At 37.6% G+C, this 17,071-nt stretch carries 17 protein-coding genes; 7 read left to right on the forward strand and 10 right to left on the reverse strand.

Annotated elements, in window-relative coordinates; all coding sequences use genetic code 11:
• Positions 1–32: 32 nt before the first annotated feature.
• On the reverse strand, positions 33–545 hold the full coding sequence (locus ABFY81_RS06210; RefSeq protein WP_049065783.1) for a hypothetical protein: 513 nt from the start codon (positions 543–545) through the stop codon (positions 33–35).
• 213 nt (positions 546–758) lie between these two features.
• Between ABFY81_RS06210 and ABFY81_RS06215 the strand changes: the two genes are divergently transcribed.
• A complete protein-coding gene (locus ABFY81_RS06215) occupies positions 759–1,316 on the forward strand; it encodes a DUF2239 family protein (RefSeq protein ID WP_347913334.1) in 558 nt (185 codons plus the stop codon).
• Between the two features lie 53 nt (positions 1,317–1,369).
• Here ABFY81_RS06215 and cysN read toward each other — a convergent pair whose 3' ends face one another.
• The 5 genes from cysN to lysS form a co-directional block, all read right to left on the reverse strand.
• Positions 1,370–2,983, reverse strand: coding sequence for a sulfate adenylyltransferase subunit CysN (gene cysN, locus ABFY81_RS06220; protein ID WP_347913335.1), 1,614 nt, complete (start codon positions 2,981–2,983; stop codon positions 1,370–1,372).
• Positions 2,984–3,013: 30 nt separating this feature from the next.
• A complete protein-coding gene (cysD, locus tag ABFY81_RS06225) occupies positions 3,014–3,922 on the reverse strand; it encodes a sulfate adenylyltransferase subunit CysD (protein WP_000140408.1) in 909 nt (302 codons plus the stop codon).
• On the reverse strand, positions 3,915–4,046 hold the full coding sequence (locus ABFY81_RS06230) for a hypothetical protein (protein WP_081401316.1): 132 nt from the start codon (positions 4,044–4,046) through the stop codon (positions 3,915–3,917). The genes cysD and ABFY81_RS06230 overlap by 8 nt, the downstream gene beginning before the upstream one ends.
• A 257-nt stretch (positions 4,047–4,303) precedes the next feature.
• On the reverse strand, positions 4,304–5,746 hold the full coding sequence (locus tag ABFY81_RS06235) for a capsule assembly Wzi family protein (RefSeq protein ID WP_134262856.1): 1,443 nt from the start codon (positions 5,744–5,746) through the stop codon (positions 4,304–4,306).
• Between the two features lie 190 nt (positions 5,747–5,936).
• Positions 5,937–7,466, reverse strand: coding sequence for a lysine--tRNA ligase (gene lysS, locus ABFY81_RS06240; RefSeq protein WP_004703097.1), 1,530 nt, complete (start codon positions 7,464–7,466; stop codon positions 5,937–5,939).
• A 254-nt stretch (positions 7,467–7,720) separates the two neighbouring features.
• On the opposite strand from lysS, the gene ABFY81_RS06245 reads away from it, so the two are divergent.
• Positions 7,721–8,209 (forward strand): YqiA/YcfP family alpha/beta fold hydrolase, encoded by a 489-nt coding sequence (locus ABFY81_RS06245; protein WP_004703099.1) that lies wholly within the window; start codon positions 7,721–7,723, stop codon positions 8,207–8,209.
• Positions 8,210–8,231: 22 nt separating this feature from the next.
• Here ABFY81_RS06245 and ABFY81_RS06250 read toward each other — a convergent pair whose 3' ends face one another.
• On the reverse strand, positions 8,232–8,672 hold the full coding sequence (locus ABFY81_RS06250; RefSeq protein WP_004703100.1) for an SRPBCC domain-containing protein: 441 nt from the start codon (positions 8,670–8,672) through the stop codon (positions 8,232–8,234).
• A 442-nt stretch (positions 8,673–9,114) separates the two neighbouring features.
• Here ABFY81_RS06250 and rubA point away from each other — a divergent pair, with 442 nt between their 5' ends.
• From rubA to oxyR, 4 genes are all read left to right on the forward strand, one after another.
• On the forward strand, positions 9,115–9,279 hold the full coding sequence (gene rubA / locus ABFY81_RS06255; protein WP_000760495.1) for a rubredoxin RubA: 165 nt from the start codon (positions 9,115–9,117) through the stop codon (positions 9,277–9,279).
• 92 nt (positions 9,280–9,371) lie between these two features.
• The gene (gene rubB / locus ABFY81_RS06260) at positions 9,372–10,553 is read left to right on the forward strand and encodes a rubredoxin reductase RubB (RefSeq protein WP_049065777.1); all 1,182 of its coding nucleotides are present in this window, start codon (positions 9,372–9,374) and stop codon (positions 10,551–10,553) included.
• A 52-nt stretch (positions 10,554–10,605) separates the two neighbouring features.
• Positions 10,606–11,550, forward strand: a complete 945-nt coding sequence (gene estB, locus ABFY81_RS06265; protein WP_004703103.1) for an esterase EstB — start codon at positions 10,606–10,608, stop codon at positions 11,548–11,550.
• Positions 11,551–11,556: 6 nt separating this feature from the next.
• Complete coding sequence (gene oxyR, locus ABFY81_RS06270; protein ID WP_004703104.1) at positions 11,557–12,465, forward strand: LysR family transcriptional regulator OxyR; 909 nt, start codon at positions 11,557–11,559, stop codon at positions 12,463–12,465.
• A 29-nt stretch (positions 12,466–12,494) separates the two neighbouring features.
• On the opposite strand, the gene ABFY81_RS06275 is transcribed toward oxyR, so the two are convergent.
• The 3 genes from ABFY81_RS06275 to mtgA all read right to left on the reverse strand — a co-directional run bounded on the left by ABFY81_RS06275 (position 12,495) and on the right by mtgA (position 16,184).
• On the reverse strand, positions 12,495–13,085 hold the full coding sequence (locus tag ABFY81_RS06275; protein ID WP_240062108.1) for an SPOR domain-containing protein: 591 nt from the start codon (positions 13,083–13,085) through the stop codon (positions 12,495–12,497).
• 238 nt (positions 13,086–13,323) lie between these two features.
• Positions 13,324–15,402 carry a polyphosphate kinase 1 gene (ppk1, locus tag ABFY81_RS06280; protein WP_019456848.1) on the reverse strand — a complete coding sequence of 693 codons (2,079 nt, stop codon included), beginning with the start codon at positions 15,400–15,402 and terminating at the stop codon, positions 13,324–13,326.
• A 104-nt stretch (positions 15,403–15,506) separates the two neighbouring features.
• Complete coding sequence (gene mtgA / locus ABFY81_RS06285; protein WP_347913336.1) at positions 15,507–16,184, reverse strand: monofunctional biosynthetic peptidoglycan transglycosylase; 678 nt, start codon at positions 16,182–16,184, stop codon at positions 15,507–15,509.
• A 76-nt stretch (positions 16,185–16,260) separates the two neighbouring features.
• Between mtgA and ABFY81_RS06290 the strand changes: the two genes are divergently transcribed.
• Entirely contained in the window at positions 16,261–17,070 is an 810-nt protein-coding gene (locus tag ABFY81_RS06290) for a rhomboid family intramembrane serine protease (RefSeq protein WP_100291031.1), read from the forward strand.
• The last annotated feature ends 1 nt before the right edge of the window (position 17,071 follow it).

The raw sequence follows: 17,071 nt of genomic DNA on the forward strand, positions 1-17,071 counted from the left end.
AAAATAAAAGCCCCAATTGGGGCTTTTATTTTTTATTTATTTACGTACTCAATCATGGCATCTAAGAACGCATGAAAGTGCAAAGTAATATCTTCTTCTAAAATTTTATAGGCATTATCAAATTGCACCATTGGCCAACCTTCTTTCCAAAATGGGAAGATATCATGTAAGTCATGGGTAACTATTGCATCTTCACGAACAATTGCTTGTGAAATTTGTGCCAAAACTTGCGCTGTTTCTGCCCCATCAATAGCTAAATAATCAATACCACGCGCTTTTAAAATACGAATTCGATCTTTTTTATAGCGAATTTTTTTAGCTTGAGCTGCATTTAAACCTAGTGCAAGAGTCACTGCCTCTACAAACTTCTCTTCAAAATTTGTATTTAGTGCCACCAAAGCCTGTTTATGCGCTTCCTGACGTCCCGCTTTTCCCCCGCTACGGATAATCTCATTTGCTTCCGTATCCAGCTTATCTTTTTTCATCGACTGTAAAATGTCTAAAATTTCGATATCGCTTAAAGATTCAGGAGATTGCTCAAACATAGGAGTCCTTATACATACAACTAAAGGCACATTCTCTCATAAAAGCGATATTAAAGCAGAACAAAATTTTAAATAGCCTCTTACCTTGACTATTTTTATAGCCTTAATTTCAGAGATACCACTCATAAAATCAGATAATTCTTTGGTTATAAATTTTAATGTTTGCCAAATTAGTTTTACCCTGATAATATTATTTTACCCTGATAAAAATATGTGGCAAAAATGAATACTAAAATCACCTATACTGCTTTCACTGGAAGCACACTTATTGCAAGCGACTCCCTTGTTGAACTTGCAAAAAAACTAAAAGATCTTCCAAAAACAACAGAAAATATTCTGATTTTTAATGATCAAACCGGTCAACAAATCGATCTTGACCTTTCTGGTTCAGAACAAGATTTTCAACAACGTTATGCTGAACCTGAAGAAATTAAAAAAGTTGGTCGACCTAAACTTGGCGTAATTTCGCGTGAAATCACTTTACAGAAAAAACATTGGGATTGGTTAGATCAACAAAGTGCGAGTGCATCAGCAGTAATTCGTAAGTTAATTGATAAAGAGTTAAATAATCCAAATTCTGAAGGCAATATTATGCTTGCCAAACAAGCCATCGACCGTTTTATGTCTGCTATGTTAGGCAATATGCCAAATTACGAGGAAGCAACACGCGCTTTATATCAAGGTGATCGAGATACATTCTTAAACATGATTCAGAACTACCCTAAAGATTTAAGAGAATATTTAACTTTAAAAACTCAAAGTATTTTCTAAACTCAATAAAAAAACCCGCTTACGCGGGTTTTTTGGAATTCATTTTCAATCTATTAAAGACGAACCAATTCCACGATTTTTTCTACTGCTTCTTCTACTGTTTCAGCAGTTATCTCAGTATCTGTACCATCCACAGAAGTTGTAATAGTTACAACACCAGTCTCACGTAACAGAACCAATTGCTCAGCTGTTAAACTTGCTTTCGCGATCGCAACTACACCTTGCTGAATCAGCAAACTTTCTAAGACTTGAGCTTTTTCAATTAATTGTGCAGAAACACCAATAGCAGCAGGTTTTTGACCTAAACGAGCAGCACGGTCTTCGGCAGTAACAGCATTGCTATGAGCAGTCCATTCTACCGCAGCTTCTACCATGCCCGCACCAACAGTCACGTTACTTAAACGGTCAATAAAAATAAATGAACCTGTATAACGCGAATCTTGATAACGGTCAAACACGACTGGAGCATCGAACTCAACTACCACATCGGCAATTGCATTTAACTCAAGTTCTTCTACCTGAGTATGCTCGAGTGTATTTACATTCACACGGTAGTGAATGTTGGTCACTTTTGCTGGAACAGTTTGAGTACCAATCTTAATGTTATACAACTTACCTTTTACAAGCGGATGTTCATTCATCCATACCACAGAAGCACGAACGCTACGTGAAATTAATGGTTGCTCACCTGCACGTACCAGCACGTTACCACGGCTAATATCAATTTCGTCGTTTAACGTTAATGTAACTGCTTGACCAGCCACTGCTTGCTCAAGGTTACCGTCAAAAGTAACGATTTCTTTAACCGTAGAACGCTTACTAGAAGGTAACGCTACAATTTCGTCACCAACTTTAATTTCACCTAAAGCAACAGTACCCGCAAAACCACGGAAGTCGAGGTTTGGACGGTTCACATACTGAACAGGGAAACGGAATTCGTGTTTGTTTGATTCGCGGCTAATTTCCACAGACTCAAGAATACTCATCAAGGTTTGACCCTTGTACCAAGGAGTATGAGCAGATGGATTTACAACGTTATCGCCATTTAAAGCAGAGATTGGAACAAATAAGATATTAGCTGGGCGACGCTCACCTAACTGGCTCACGAACGCATCATATTCAATCTGAATTTCATTAAAACGCTCAGGTGAATATTCAATCAAGTCCATTTTATTAATGGCAACAACAATATTTTTAATACCAAGCAAACTAGCAATAAATGTATGACGACGCGTTTGTGTTTGAACACCATAGCGCGCATCAATCAAAATAATTGCAAGATCAGCAGTCGATGCACCAGTAGCCATGTTGCGGGTATATTGTTCATGTCCCGGTGTATCAGCAATAATAAACTTACGCTTTTCAGTCGAGAAATAGCGATAAGCTACATCAATAGTAATACCTTGCTCACGCTCAGCCTGTAAACCGTCTACAAGTAACGCCAAATCTGGTGCATCACCCGTCGTACCTACTTTTTTACTATCACGTGTCACTGCTTGTAATTGATCTTCATAAATCAATTTTGAATCGTAAAGTAAACGACCAATTAAAGTACTTTTACCATCATCTACGTTACCGCAAGTCAAAAAACGCAAAAGGTCTTTTTGTTCATGCTGTTTTAGATAAGCCAGAATGTCTTGGCTAATTAAGTCTGATTGATGAGACATTGCTCAAACTCCACAAATTTAGAAACTGTCTTAGAAATAGCCTTCTTGCTTTTTCTTTTCCATTGAGCCTGCTTCATCATGGTCAATCATACGACCTTGACGCTCAGAACTTGTTGCCAATAACATTTCCTGAATAATTTCTGGCAATGTATCAGCTTCAGACTCAACTGCACCTGTTAATGGGTAACAGCCAAGCGTACGGAAACGTACAGACTTCATTTGTGGAACTTCACCCTCTTTTAAGCGCATGCGTTCATCATCCACCATAATGAGCGTACCACTACGCTCAACTACTGGACGAACAGCAGAGAAATAAAGAGGAACAATTTGAATATTTTCTAAATAGATATATTGCCAGATATCTAACTCTGTCCAGTTAGATAAAGGGAATACACGAATACTTTCGCCTTTGTTTACTTTACCGTTGTAAAGGTTCCAAAGTTCAGGACGTTGGTTTTTAGGGTCCCAACGATGCTTACTATCACGGAATGAATACACACGCTCTTTCGCACGCGATTTTTCTTCGTCACGGCGCGCACCACCAAAAGCAGCATCAAATTGATATTTATCCAAAGCCTGTTTTAAAGCTTGGGTTTTCATAATATCTGTATATTTTGAGCTACCGTGATCAAATGGATTAATCCCTGCTTCACGGCCTTCTTTATTTTGATGAACAATTAAATCAAAGCCATGGGTTTTTGCCATGTTATCGCGAAACGCGATCATGTCTTTAAACTTCCAACCTGTATCTACATGTAATAAAGGAAAAGGAAGTTTCGCAGGATAAAATGCTTTTAATGCAAGATGAAGCATCACAGCCGAATCTTTACCAATTGAGTAAAGCATGACTGGATTTTCAAATTCTGCTGCAACTTCACGAATAATATGAATACTTTCAGCTTCAAGTTGCTTGAGATGTGTAAGTCTTGATTCAGTCATGAACACGCCCTTCTCTATCCATTTTGCCCATAAAATCTAGAAGTGGTATTAAACCACCACTTAGAAGACCATGTGGAGGAACGAGTGCCATAACAACTCCAATTTTTCGTGATAAATAATCCAACCACAAGCCCTTTATGAGGCTTATAGCATTAGTTATGCATTATAGTGATTTAAAACTGTTTTCTTTTGCTTGTTTTTTCATATTGATATTCAAATTCATCATATAAATGTAAAATACTGATTTGCATAACTAACCTGTCTATCGTAGCTCGCATTATTAGCTGAAGCAAATCACGATCTCATCTTTAGATTTCTTTAAATACAATAAAAAAGAGAAGCCATTTTAGCTTCTCTCTTGCTATAGCACTATTTAATTAATTAAAAACCAAACATTTTACGTTCTAATGGAATTTCAATACCAATAGATGCACCTGAGTCATTACCTTCTAGGTCAGAGTCACTAATCCAACCATTAATTTTTAATGGAAGATCTGGTTTGATGTAATGCGTCCAAGTTAAATCAAGTGCTTTGATTTTATCTTCTTTAGGGAAGGCTTTATTAATTGCCAAGTTAGATTCATTTACCTTCACAACCATTGCACGGCCACTTAAGCGATTCATCGTGTCAAAGCGAATATCACCACCGACAGAGTACATTTGACCATCACCACCCATTGCATGGCCTAGAGGGAAACCATGCTGGTAATAACCATCTTTATAAATATAATGACTATAAGAGATTCCTTTTACATCGCCATTAGTGCGTGTATCTGCCCACTCAGCATAAAGTTGATAAGGCATATCTTTATAGCTAGAAGAATAATCAGCACCAGCTAAATACATTTTCTTCGATGGTAAGAGCCCTGCTTCATCTTCACCTACATATTGACCATAAATACCAACAGGAGCATTTAAAAGTGATTGCAGATTTAATCGAGCATCAAATCCAGCAATTTGGTTAGATCTATCTTCAGCTGCATCATAAACATTATCATTACCTTTAATCGCATTCCATAATGAATTCCAACTTTGAGAACGCCCTTCTCCTCCCCACTGTAAAGTTCGAGAAGCTCCCAGTTCTAAATATGGTAATGGACTTGCGGTAACACGCAAACCTAACAACTTAGCGTGAGGAATAGCTTTATAATCATCTAACTGCCCTGCAAATGCTTGATATTGCCAAGGTCCAATCCAAGACAACCACTTGGTATCAAAAGCATTTTGTATAGCTCGCTGCGCTGTTACACCATACACAGGACGACTCGCATCACCACGGATTAAGCTGCCATCATGTCCAGGTCCCCACCACGTTGGAATTTGACCTGCAACAACCCATTGATTCCAGAGCTTACCAGCAACATACGAACCTTCTACATTTACATCACGCCCACTATCAATTTGTGGATCTTTTTCAGCGTTTACACGAATTTTTGCATCCCAGTTTTCACCGCCCGCATTAAACTCTACAGAACCTTCATATTGTGATTTATGATTATTTCCAAATGCTTGAGGAATATCTTTGATATCTGTTCCAGCGAAAGCACCTACTTTAACTGTATCGTTATCTGCTTTTAATGCATTAAGAACTGAATTAATAACTTTTTGTTGAGCTGGATGAGTTACTTTAGCCTGAGAGAGTGCGCGCTGAATTTCATCACCGCTTAAAGGCCAAGTAGAAGTGCTGATGTTAATAACACCTTGTTGATTCAACCAATTTAAATCTGTACGCAAATCATCATTATTAAGCACCAAACCTTGGGCAAAAACAGCTGAAGAGGCAGCTGTTAATAATGCAATTGAAAGTGTTTTTCTTAAAAACATGTCAGCACAATTCTCAAAGTTATTTATGAGCAACACATTAATTTTTTTATCACAAATTTGCAATTGTTAAACTGTGCAATTACATTTTTTAACGTGGTCTTAAGTTTTCTATAATTTTAGTGTTTTTTATATATAAATAGTGAATAAAAAAAGGCAGTATAAACTGCCTTTTTGTACTTTGAAGATTAAATTAACCTTCTTTACGACGCATATGCGGGAATAAAATTACATCACGAATACTTGGCGCATCAGCAAAAAGCATAACCAAACGGTCAATACCAATACCTTCACCAGCTGTTGGAGGTAAACCGTATTCAAGCGCTTCAACAAACTCTGCATCGTAATGCATTGCTTCATCATCGCCCGCATCTTTTTCAGCAACCTGAGCTTGGAAACGCTCTGCCTGATCAATTGGGTCATTTAACTCGCTAAAGCCATTTGCCAATTCACGTCCACCGATGAAAAATTCGAAACGATCGGTAATGTGCGGATTGTCATCATTACGACGAGCAAGTGGAGACGTTTCCGCTGGATATTCAGTAATAAAGGTAGGTTGACGCAGTTTAGTTTCAACTGTTTCTTCAAATACGATTGTTTGAAGTTTACCTAAACCAAAACCAGGTTTAACTTGCTCTTTTAATTCCTCACGCACAAATTTTGCAAGGAACTCACGATCACCAACGTTTTCTGGGGTGAACTGAGGGTTATTCTCTAAAATGGCATCAAACATAGAGATTTTCTTGAATGGCCCTTTAAAGCTAAACACTTCACCTTGGTAAGGCACATCAGTCGTACCTAAAATATCAAGAGCTAGCTTTTCAAGCATGTTTTCAGTTAAAGCCATCAAGTCTTTATAATCAGCATATGCCTGATAAAACTCGATCATTGTAAATTCAGGGTTATGACGTGTTGACACCCCTTCATTACGGAAGTTACGGTTAATTTCAAACACACGCTCAAAACCACCAACAACCAAACGCTTTAAATAAAGTTCTGGTGCGATACGCAAGAATAACGGCATATCTAAAGCATTGTGATGCGTTTCAAACGGACGTGCAGACGCACCACCTGGAATTACATGCATCATTGGCGTTTCGACTTCCATGAAACGCTCATTTGTTAAAAATGCACGAATACCTGCAACAACTTTGGCACGAATTTCAAAAGTCTTACGAGTTTCTTCATTCACGATTAAGTCGAGGTAACGCTTACGGTACTTAACTTCTGTATCATTCAAACCATGAAATTTATCTGGTAACGGACGAAGCGATTTTGTAAGAAGTTCAAAGCTTTCAAGGTGTACATATAAGTCACCTTTGCCAGAACGACCAATATAACCTTCAGCAGCAATAATATCGCCTAGGTCCAAACCTTTAATGGTCTCAAGAATATCTTTTGGTAAACCTTTACGGTCAACATATAACTGGATACGCCCAGTCATATCTTGAATCACCATGAAAGAACCACGGTTTAACATGACACGGCCAGCAACTTTTACATAGACATGTTCAGCGCTTTCAATTTGTTCTTTCGACTGATCTTTAAATTGTTCTTGTAAATCGGCAGCGTAGTGTTCACGTTTAAATGTATTTGGCCAAGGACTCTTTCCAGTATCCTTTGCAACATCTTGGATTTGCTTTAATTTGGCATGACGCTGTGCAATTAAATCGTTTTCGGAAATAGTTGGTTCAGAAGTCGATTGAGCGTTTTGTTGCGTCATCTCTGCCTCGATTAAGTAAAAATGAAGTGGCATAGCTTAACAGATTGCAGAAGCTTTTCGAATGATTTCAACAAAACAAAAATGAAAAAAGTCAAACCACTCACACTAAATCAGTATTCAATGACGAAAATTACTTAGACCAATCGCTAAGATCATTTTTTTTTGCTTTAAGTAAAATATAAAAAAATCCAAATGACCTCGATATTAAAAGGCTTTTTTCCTTTTATTTTATCCATGAGATTGTGTAGTAAATAATGAAAATTCTATTTTTACATGGCTTGGATTCTTCTCGTGAATCAACAAAGTTCCATGCCATCTTGCATCCTGAAAAATTTTGTATTGATGTTGATTATCGAAACCTAAGCTACTCTTCAGTTAAAGATTTTTATCACCAAGCGATCGAAACAATTAAACCTGACTTATTGGTTGGACATAGTCTTGGCGGCTACTGGGCATTGAAAACAGCCGCTCAACATAAATTAGCGGTGATTGTTGCTAACCCAAGCCTTAATCCTAGTTTTCGTAATGATTATCCTCACCTTTGTGATGAGGATCTTGATCACTCTCATCCTAAAATGGCTTATTTAGAGTTAGGAGACGAGCAACTTGATATGTATCAAGTACAGGAAAAGCTTTCACCTTATATGACAGTAGAAACATATGACGGAGGCCATCATCGTCTTGCTTATCCTTCTCGTCTCAATGATCTGATTTCTAAAATTCATAAAAAATACTTTGCCTAAACAACGAACTGAGTAAGATAAACTAGCTCCCTTCAGCAATATGTTTTACAACTTCAAATCCTTGAATAAAGCCACTTTTTAACATACCGATATATTCAGGTAAGGTGGCCAATTCAACTTTTAAAGTTGTAGTATTCCCATTTTGGCTTAAAAAATATTTTTCTAGCGAACCACTCCAGCCCTTCACCTCTTCACTTTCTAAGTCTTCCTTACCCTCTTTAATCATTCCTAAATGTTTAAAAATTAGCACTTCAGGCTTTTTCATTTCTTCAATGGTCGAAACCATTCCATTTCCTTCTCCGTCTAGAAAATATGTTTTACCACCAATTTTCCAGTCAGTGCGCATTGAAGAATCCGGCGCAAAGAATTTCGTCCATGCATTATATGTCTCGCTATTCCAGAGTACATTCCATACTTTTTCTATAGGCGCGTTAATCTCTACTTCATATACTAGAATTTCCATACTCAACTTCCTTATCTCTGTTACTCAAGTATTCAACAAACTTTATCGCTTTATATAAATATCAATTTATCTGTCTATTTATTAATCAGCTTATGTTTTTAAGAACTTTATTTATATAAATGCTTTGTTCTTTTTGTAACCCTTCATATCACTTAAAACCTTATTAGATTAATAAGTGAATAAAAAAATATGGTTTATTATGTGTTTATGTTGAAGTTTTGCCTAAATAACCAGTTATTTGTCTCGATATGCCATTCATCTTTGCTTACGAATGATTAAACTCCCTTATGTGCTTTACTTTAAATGTAGAACTGCGTAAAAATTTGATACCCGATCAAAGCTACATTAGTTATTATTGAACGGATCGTAGTTACATTATTAATAGATGGAATAGTTTTACTGAAAGGCAGCTTTGAGCAAACTTATCAGTGCGGAGAGTCTCATGAAAAAATATCAATGTATCGTTTGTGGATGGATTTACGATGAAGCAGAAGGTTGGCCACAAGACGGCATTGCAGCTGGAACAAAATGGGAAGATATCCCTGATGATTGGACTTGCCCTGATTGTGGCGTTTCAAAAGCTGACTTTGAAATGATCGAAATCTAATGTCTTAAATGAAAAGGCCATGATTTACATGGTCTTTTTTATATATCACCAATCACCGTATTAAATGAACAATTCTAATTCTGGAGAAAAAAATGCATCCAATCGTCATTATCGGATCAGGCATGGCGGGTTATACCTTAGCACGTGAGTTCCGTAAGCTTAACCCAGAGCAAGAACTTGTAATGATTTGTGCGGATGATGCGGTGAACTATGCAAAACCAACGTTATCTAATGCCTTTGCAGGTAAAAAGGCTCCGGAACAAATTCCGTTAGGTGATGCTGCAAAAATGAGTGCACAGCTCAATATGCGTATTGAACCTTTTACATGGGTAAAAGAAATTTTAGCTGAGCGTCATGAGCTTGTTCTGGAAAAAGATGGTGTTGTTTCTCAACAACCCTATTCAAAATTAATTTTGGCTATTGGTGCCAACCCGATTCGTCTTGCAATTGCAGGAGATGGCAGTGATGACATTCATGTAGTGAACTCACTAATTGACTATCGTACCTTCCGCGAAAACCTTGCTCAACGTAAAGATAAACGTGTTGTAATTTTGGGTGCTGGTTTAATCGGTTGTGAATTTGCCAATGACTTACTTCATAGTGAATATGATGTAACGGTAATTGATTTAGCGCCTCAACCATTGGGCCGCTTATTACCTTCACACATTGCTTCAGCTTTCCAAGAAAATCTTGAAGAAGCTGGGGTTAAATTTGCATTAGGCACTACCGTTGAAAAAGTAAGTAAAATCAATAACGGTGAAGATTACGCAGTTACATTAGCAAATGGTCAAACTTTAGTTGCTGATATCGTACTTTCAGCAATTGGCCTACAACCAAATATTTCTCTTGCTCAAAGCGCAAATATTCAAACCAGCCGTGGTGTAATTACCAATAGCTTGCTTGAAACGAATCAAGCAGATATTTATGCGATTGGTGACTGTGCAGAAGTTAACGGTACCCTACTTCCTTATGTAATGCCAATTATGCAGCAAGCGCGTGCTTTAGCAAAAACATTAAGCGGCCAACAGACAAATGTACATTACCCTGCAATGCCAGTTGCGGTAAAAACCCCGGCTGCACCACTTACAGTTTTACCGGCACCAGTTGATGTCGATGTAAATTGGGAAACTGAAGAATTCGACGATGGTATGCTTGCTAAAGCACTTGATAATGACGGAACATTACGTGGTTTCGTATTGTTAGGTGCGACAGCAGGCAAGCAACGTTTAACTTTAACTAAGCTTGTTCCAGATCTTATTCCTGCCCAAGCATAAAGTTTAAATTAGGAATACTCGTTAAAGAGTATTCCTTTAAGGTATGAATAACATGAATAGCGCCTTACAATTTAGTATTTCACCCTACACTCCTTTTATGCAGGAAACCAAAGTCAACTTAGGCAACGGTATTGAATTGCATGTAGAAGTAGGTGGTAAACCAGAACACCCGACCATTTTGCTGATTATGGGCTTAGGTGCTCAAATGCTATTTTGGCCGGACTTTTTCTGTAAATCGCTCATTGATCAAGGTTTTCGTGTTATTCGTTTTGATAACCGTGATATTGGCCTTTCTTCAAAAGTTCGTCATCAGGGTAAACGTTTAAATACCATGAAGTTGATGGGACGTTTTGCTTTAGGGTTAAGTAATCAAGGCGCACCTTATACATTGTATGATATGGCTGACGACGTATCGATGCTTCTTGACCGTTTAGGCGTAAGTAAGACTCATGTAGTCGGTGCATCAATGGGCGGTATGATTGCCCAAATTCTTGCTGCAAAATATCCAGAAAAAGTAGAAAAGTTAGGTTTGATGTTTACAAGTAACAATCAACCGTTTTTACCCCCACCATTTCCTAAACAACTTTTAAGTTTGATTGGCAAACCAGAATCACGTGATGAAGAAGGGATTGTTAATCACAGCTTAAAATTATTCCAGTTAATTGGTTCTCCTGGTTATATTAACCATATTGAAGCCGTTCAAACCGCACGAAAACTTTATCAACGTAGCTATTATCCTGCTGGTGTACTTCAACAGTTTTTAGCAATATTATGTACAGGTTCCTTACTGCAACTGGACCGTGAAATTAAGCAACCCACAATAGTCTTACATGGCTCTCGTGATCGCTTACTTCCACCGAGCCACGGTAAGGCTGTAGCAAAAGCAATTTCCGGTGCTAAGTTTGAATTAATTGATGGAATGGGGCATGATATCCCTGCCCATTTTATTCCACAGCTTAGCGGTTTATTTGCGCATCATTTTAAATCATCATACTAGGACACTATGGCTGCATTACCCTCACTAAGACAGCTATCATATTTAGTTACGTTGTCGGAAACTTTGCATTTTACTGAAGCAGCACGTCGCTCTTTTGTTACCCAATCGACTTTATCGGGCGGCATTATGGAGCTAGAAAGGCTACTAGGTGGCGTTCTGGTTGAACGTGACCGTCAGAATGTGCGTTTAACGCCATTAGGTGAGCAAGTCGTTGCTCGAGCCCGTGTATTGCTAGCAGATGCTCAGGATTTAATGCGTTTAAGCCGTGAAATGAGTGAACCATTAACTGGTGATCTTCATTTGGGTGTTATTCCAACCATTGCACCTTTTATCCTGACACGGTTACTTGATGAAGTGCATCACCAATTACCAAAAATTCAGTTGCATTTACATGAAGCTCAAAGCGAGAAAATTGTAGAGCGATTAGAGCATGGTAATTTGGACATGATCGTTCTTGCACTACCTTTTGACACAAGAAGTCTAAAAGTAGCTGAAATTTCAAAAGAAAATTTGTATCTTGTTTGCAGTAAACAAGATACAAATGCGCTTCAAGCAAACTCTCTAGATGACCTCGATTTGTCACGACTGATTTTACTTGAAGAAGGCCATTGCTTACGTGACCACGTATTAAGTGCGTGTCCAATTGGTGAGCGTAAAAACGATAACCGTTTAAAAGCAAGTTCATTACCTACCTTAGTTGAGATGGTGTCTTCTAATTTAGGTTTTACGCTTTTACCAGAAATCGCAATTGAAAATAGTATGATCAAGTTTAATGATCAGATTACTGCAAAACCAATTGAAGATGCACCAAGTCGTACTCTGGCACTCGTTACACGTAAAAGTACACCACTACAAAGCGAATTTGATGTACTCCTGCAAATCATGCAGAAAATCACAACAAATTTACATGAATAAAAAAAGGAGTCTTCGGACTCCTTTTTCTTTTACTGCGCTGTTAAAGATGCCCATTTGAAAACCCAAGCTGATTTCAAATCTAAATTCTCATCTGAAATGATTTTTTCTCGAATGATTTGTGCAATCGCATAATCATTCGCTGGGTCTATCATGACCCGTATTCCTTTTGTGGTTGGACTAGTCACCACCTTATATCCTTTAGCGTGCAATTGTGACTGGAGCATATTTGCTTTATTTTGATTAGGTGCTAATGCGACTTGTACCATCCATTTTTTTTCACCATTTTCTAAAATTTCTTTAGCCACTGCTGCATCAAGCTGTTTTTTATTATCAAGAGTTTTCTTTTCTTCTATTTTTTTTGATTGAGTCTCTTCGGCCTTCTTTTGTGCTAACTGCTCATCTTGAGTCGTTTTTCTTTTTTGAATGTTTATAGATTTATTTTGTGTTTCATTCTTCTTATTTTTTTCCCTAGGCGGCTGTACAAAATAGGGATATATCATTTGATCATCATATTTATGAAATACAATAATATCTCCATAGCACTTTTGATCTGCATAAGCAGTCACTGGCATTACCCCTAAAAATATTCTAATAAATAAACTTTTAATAAAGCATTGCATATTATTCACTTACCAAAGTTAAGTATATTTAATGCGGCGTATTAAAGTAGATTTCTCGTGATTTGTATATTTTTAATATTCAAAGTTTTATGCAAAGAATCACATATTTTTTAAACATCTTGCGTTAATTCAAATTATTATTGTATATCCTGCAACCATTTAAGTATTCAGACTAAAATACTTTGAATTTCATATAATTAAAAAAACCGACATAAAGTCGGTTTTCTAATATTAAGTTTTATTTAAATGTTTCTAATAATTCTCTTTGAGCATTATGCAGTTTTTCACCTTCAGCAGGTTGTGCACGAACCCAAGTGCCATCACCTTGTAATAACCAAGCTTGCTGATTATCTTGCAAATAATTAAGAAGACCTTGTTGATAAATTCGTTTCTTCAATGCTGGGTCTTCAATTGGGAAACATGCTTCAACACGATTAAATAGGTTACGATCCATCCAGTCTGCACTTGAACAGTAAATACGAGCATCGCCGTTATTACTAAAGTAATAAACACGCGTATGCTCAAGGAAGCGCCCTACGATTGAACGTACTCGAATGTTTTCCGATAAATTCGGTAATCCTGGACGTAAGCAACAAATCGAACGAATAATCAGATCTACCTGCACCCCTGCTTGAGAAGCTTCATACAATTTATTGATTAACTGAACTTCAGTTAAAGCATTTACTTTCACAATAATTTGGGCTTTACGACCAGCCTTAGCATTGGCAATTTCTTCATCAATAAAGTTGATGAGCTGAGCATGCAAAGTAAAAGGTGCATGGAGCAACTTTTTCAGTTTTGCCATTTTGCCCATACCTGTTAACTCTTGGAAGATACGATGTACGTCTTCACATAAGTCTTTATCGGTCGTCATAAGACCATAATCGGTATAAATACGGGCATTCATCGCATGGTAGTTACCTGTTCCTAAATGAACATAACGTACCAATTTATTATTTTCACGGCGTACTACCATAATCATTTTGGCATGAGTTTTATAACCCACAATGCCATAAACGACTACCGCTCCTGCTTCTTGAAGCACATTTGCCACTTCAATGTTTGATTCTTCATCAAAACGGGCACGTAACTCAATAACTGCCGTTACTTCTTTTCCATTCCGTGCAGCTTCGGCCAAGACTTGCACAATTTCCGAATCAACACCACTACGGTAAAGCGTTTGTTTAATTGCAAGTACTTGTGGATCACGTGCTGCTTCGCGGAGTAACTGAATAACTGGAGCAAAAGATTCAAATGGGTGATGAAGCAAAATATCCTGCTTTTGCATAGCCGAGAAAATACTCTCAGTCTTTTTAAATACTTTTGGTACGACCGGTGTATGTGAGTCATAACGCAAATGAGGACGTTTAAAGTTTGAAACCAGACGAGCCAAGTTTACAGGACCATCAACTTTGTATAGTTGCTCATCGGTTAAATCGAATTCTTCTAATAAATATTCATAAATATGCTGTGGACAGTTATGAGTCACTTCTAAGCGAACTGCACGACCAAATCGGCGTGAACTTAACTCACCTTTTAAAGCTTTAGCTAAATCTTCAACGTCCTCATTGAGCGCCAAATCGGCATTACGGGTTACACGGAATTGGTAACAACCCGTTGCAGTCATGCCTGGGAACAAGTCTGATACATGTTCATGAATAATGGCAGATAGCATGACATGATGCTCTTTACCGCCCGTTAACTCATCTGGTAATCGTACAACACGAGGTAATGAGCGTGGTGCTGGTACAACGGCTAAATCAATTTGACGACCAAACGCATCTTTACCTTCTAAGGTCACAATAAAGTTCAAGCTTTTATTGACTAAACGCGGGAATGGATGAGCTGGATCTAGACTAATTGGTGTTAAAACAGGTGCGACTTGTTCCTGAAAATATTTTTTAACCCAAGCTGATTGAGCTGGTGTTAACTCCCCACGACGTAAGAAGCAAATATCTTCTTCACGGAGTTTAGGCAAGATTTCTTCATTTAAAATACGATATTGACGTTCAATTGCAGCATGAGCAGTCTCAGAGATTTTTTGTAAGACTTGTCTAGGTGTTAAACCATCTGGACTTCGACTTTCATTGCCTAAAGCATATTGCTCCATGACACCAGCTACACGAATTTCAAAAAACTCATCTAAATTACGTGAAAAAATAAGCAAGAAATTCATTCGTTCAAGTAATGGATGTAAAGGGTCGACTGCCTGTTCCAATACACGCAAATGAAAGTCAAGAATAGACAATTCACGATTAATATAACGGTCGTTATAACTATATTCTGTTGGGGTCGTTGCTGTAATCGCTGTATTCATGTCTAACTTAATCTCTTTCCAACCAAAATCTCTGCAAAATAGTATGCTGCAAAATTATGTCAATTTGATAAAAACTAAAAAAATAACACATCTTTAAGACAGAGTTATTCAGGAATCTGGGTGCTATTCATATAACGTAAAATAACGCGTTTTCGATATTGTAGTTTATGGTCATTACGGTGATCTTGATAATATTTTGGATCAGGCAATAACGCGGCTAAAAAAGCAGCTTGTTCACGTGTTAGGTTTTTAGCACTTTTACCATAATAATATTGGGCAGCAGCTTCAACACCATATAAATGTTTGCCAAATTCAACAGAGTTCATATAGACCTCAAGAATTCGGCGTTTTGACCACATGCGCTCCATCATCCATGTCGCTAGTGTTTCTTGGCCTTTACGAATAAATGAACGCTTATTATATAGGAACAGATTCTTTGCAAGCTGTTGAGACACGGTAGAACCACCCGCAACAACTTCACCCTCTTCATTATTACGCTCAAGGGCAAAACGAATACCTTGCCAATCAAAGCCATGATGATGGATAAATTTTGCATCTTCACCAGCTAAAATCGCATGTTTGAAATTATCGCTTATATCATCATAGTCGAGCCATTCATGAATGATCGGCCGAGATGTATCTGACCAATAATCAATTCGCATAAACATGGTAGTATCAACTTCATGAGTACGCCACCAAACTAAACTTGAGAAAATCCAAAGCTGAATTAGGAGAATTAGACCAATAAAAATTAACAACACGCGAACAATAAAAGCTTTCATGTTCGTCCCAATCTCCTGTATTCAACTTTTTTCATGTTAAGCTGTAAAGCATGTTCATATATAACAAAAGCATAGCATGACTCAATCTCAGCCTCCGCACATTAATCGTAAACTGAATGTACAAGCATGGTGGCTGACGGCCCTACTGATCTCAATCAATGTAGGTTTGTTCATCTGGCAAATTATATCTGGAGTCGACATTAGCGACCCAGCCATAAAAGATGCTCTTCACTGGGGTGCAGATTTTACACCACTTACTTTTTCTGGACAGCCCGAACGTTTATTTACCAGCATGTTTTTTCACTTTGGTATCATTCACCTTATGCTTAACATGGGGGCCTTATATATTTTTGGTAATGTCGCCGAAGCTTTATTTGGCCGATTATATTTGATTATTATGTATCTACTTGCAGGCTTATTTGGCAGCCTTTTAAGTAGTTATATCAATATTCAAAATGGGTATGAATTATTACAACACTTCGATGAGAGCTTAGCTCCCCATGTAAGTGCCGGAGCATCAGGCGCCATTATGGGATTAGGTACTGCATTAACTGTTCTTTCTTTACTTCCACCTCCGCCACATCAAATACGTATACTTAATAAAAAAGTATACCTGATAACAATGGCGATTAACCTTATATTCGGTCTGGTTGCCACAGGTATCAATAATGCTGCACATGTCGGCGGTATGATTATGGGTGCATTACTCGCGCTGATTTGGTATTTAAGTTACCGTACTAAACTTAGTACGACCTTAAAATTTTTGGGTTTAATGGGAGGACTCTTATTAACAGTCGGCTTCTATATTTACTGTAATCAACTGAACTCACCATTACTTCCACTTTGGCATGAAATTTTAATTCAAAACCCAGAAATACTGCCTTAAC

Origin of the sequence: Acinetobacter sp. WA-87, from assembly GCF_039938935.1 — a bacterium.
GTDB classification, from domain to species: domain Bacteria; phylum Pseudomonadota; class Gammaproteobacteria; order Pseudomonadales; family Moraxellaceae; genus Acinetobacter; species Acinetobacter seifertii.

Bases quoted from the DNA above. Each gene is read 5' to 3' on its own strand.
- ABFY81_RS06210 (WP_049065783.1), bottom strand. From the start codon at position 545: ATGTTTGAGCAATCTCCTGAATCTTTAAGCGATATCGAAATTTTAGAC.
- cysN (WP_347913335.1), bottom strand. From the start codon at position 2,983: ATGTCTCATCAATCAGACTTAATTAGCCAAGACATTCTGGCTTATCTA.
- cysD (WP_000140408.1), bottom strand. From the start codon at position 3,922: ATGACTGAATCAAGACTTACACATCTCAAGCAACTTGAAGCTGAAAGT.
- ABFY81_RS06235 (WP_134262856.1), bottom strand. From the start codon at position 5,746: ATGTTTTTAAGAAAAACACTTTCAATTGCATTATTAACAGCTGCCTCT.
- lysS (WP_004703097.1), bottom strand. From the start codon at position 7,466: ATGACGCAACAAAACGCTCAATCGACTTCTGAACCAACTATTTCCGAA.
- ABFY81_RS06245 (WP_004703099.1), top strand. From the start codon at position 7,721: ATGAAAATTCTATTTTTACATGGCTTGGATTCTTCTCGTGAATCAACA.
- ABFY81_RS06250 (WP_004703100.1), bottom strand. From the start codon at position 8,672: ATGGAAATTCTAGTATATGAAGTAGAGATTAACGCGCCTATAGAAAAA.
- rubA (WP_000760495.1), top strand. From the start codon at position 9,115: ATGAAAAAATATCAATGTATCGTTTGTGGATGGATTTACGATGAAGCA.
- rubB (WP_049065777.1), top strand. From the start codon at position 9,372: ATGCATCCAATCGTCATTATCGGATCAGGCATGGCGGGTTATACCTTA.
- estB (WP_004703103.1), top strand. From the start codon at position 10,606: ATGAATAGCGCCTTACAATTTAGTATTTCACCCTACACTCCTTTTATG.
- oxyR (WP_004703104.1), top strand. From the start codon at position 11,557: ATGGCTGCATTACCCTCACTAAGACAGCTATCATATTTAGTTACGTTG.
- ABFY81_RS06275 (WP_240062108.1), bottom strand. From the start codon at position 13,085: ATGCAATGCTTTATTAAAAGTTTATTTATTAGAATATTTTTAGGGGTA.
- ppk1 (WP_019456848.1), bottom strand. From the start codon at position 15,402: ATGAATACAGCGATTACAGCAACGACCCCAACAGAATATAGTTATAAC.
- mtgA (WP_347913336.1), bottom strand. From the start codon at position 16,184: ATGAAAGCTTTTATTGTTCGCGTGTTGTTAATTTTTATTGGTCTAATT.
- ABFY81_RS06290 (WP_100291031.1), top strand. From the start codon at position 16,261: ATGACTCAATCTCAGCCTCCGCACATTAATCGTAAACTGAATGTACAA.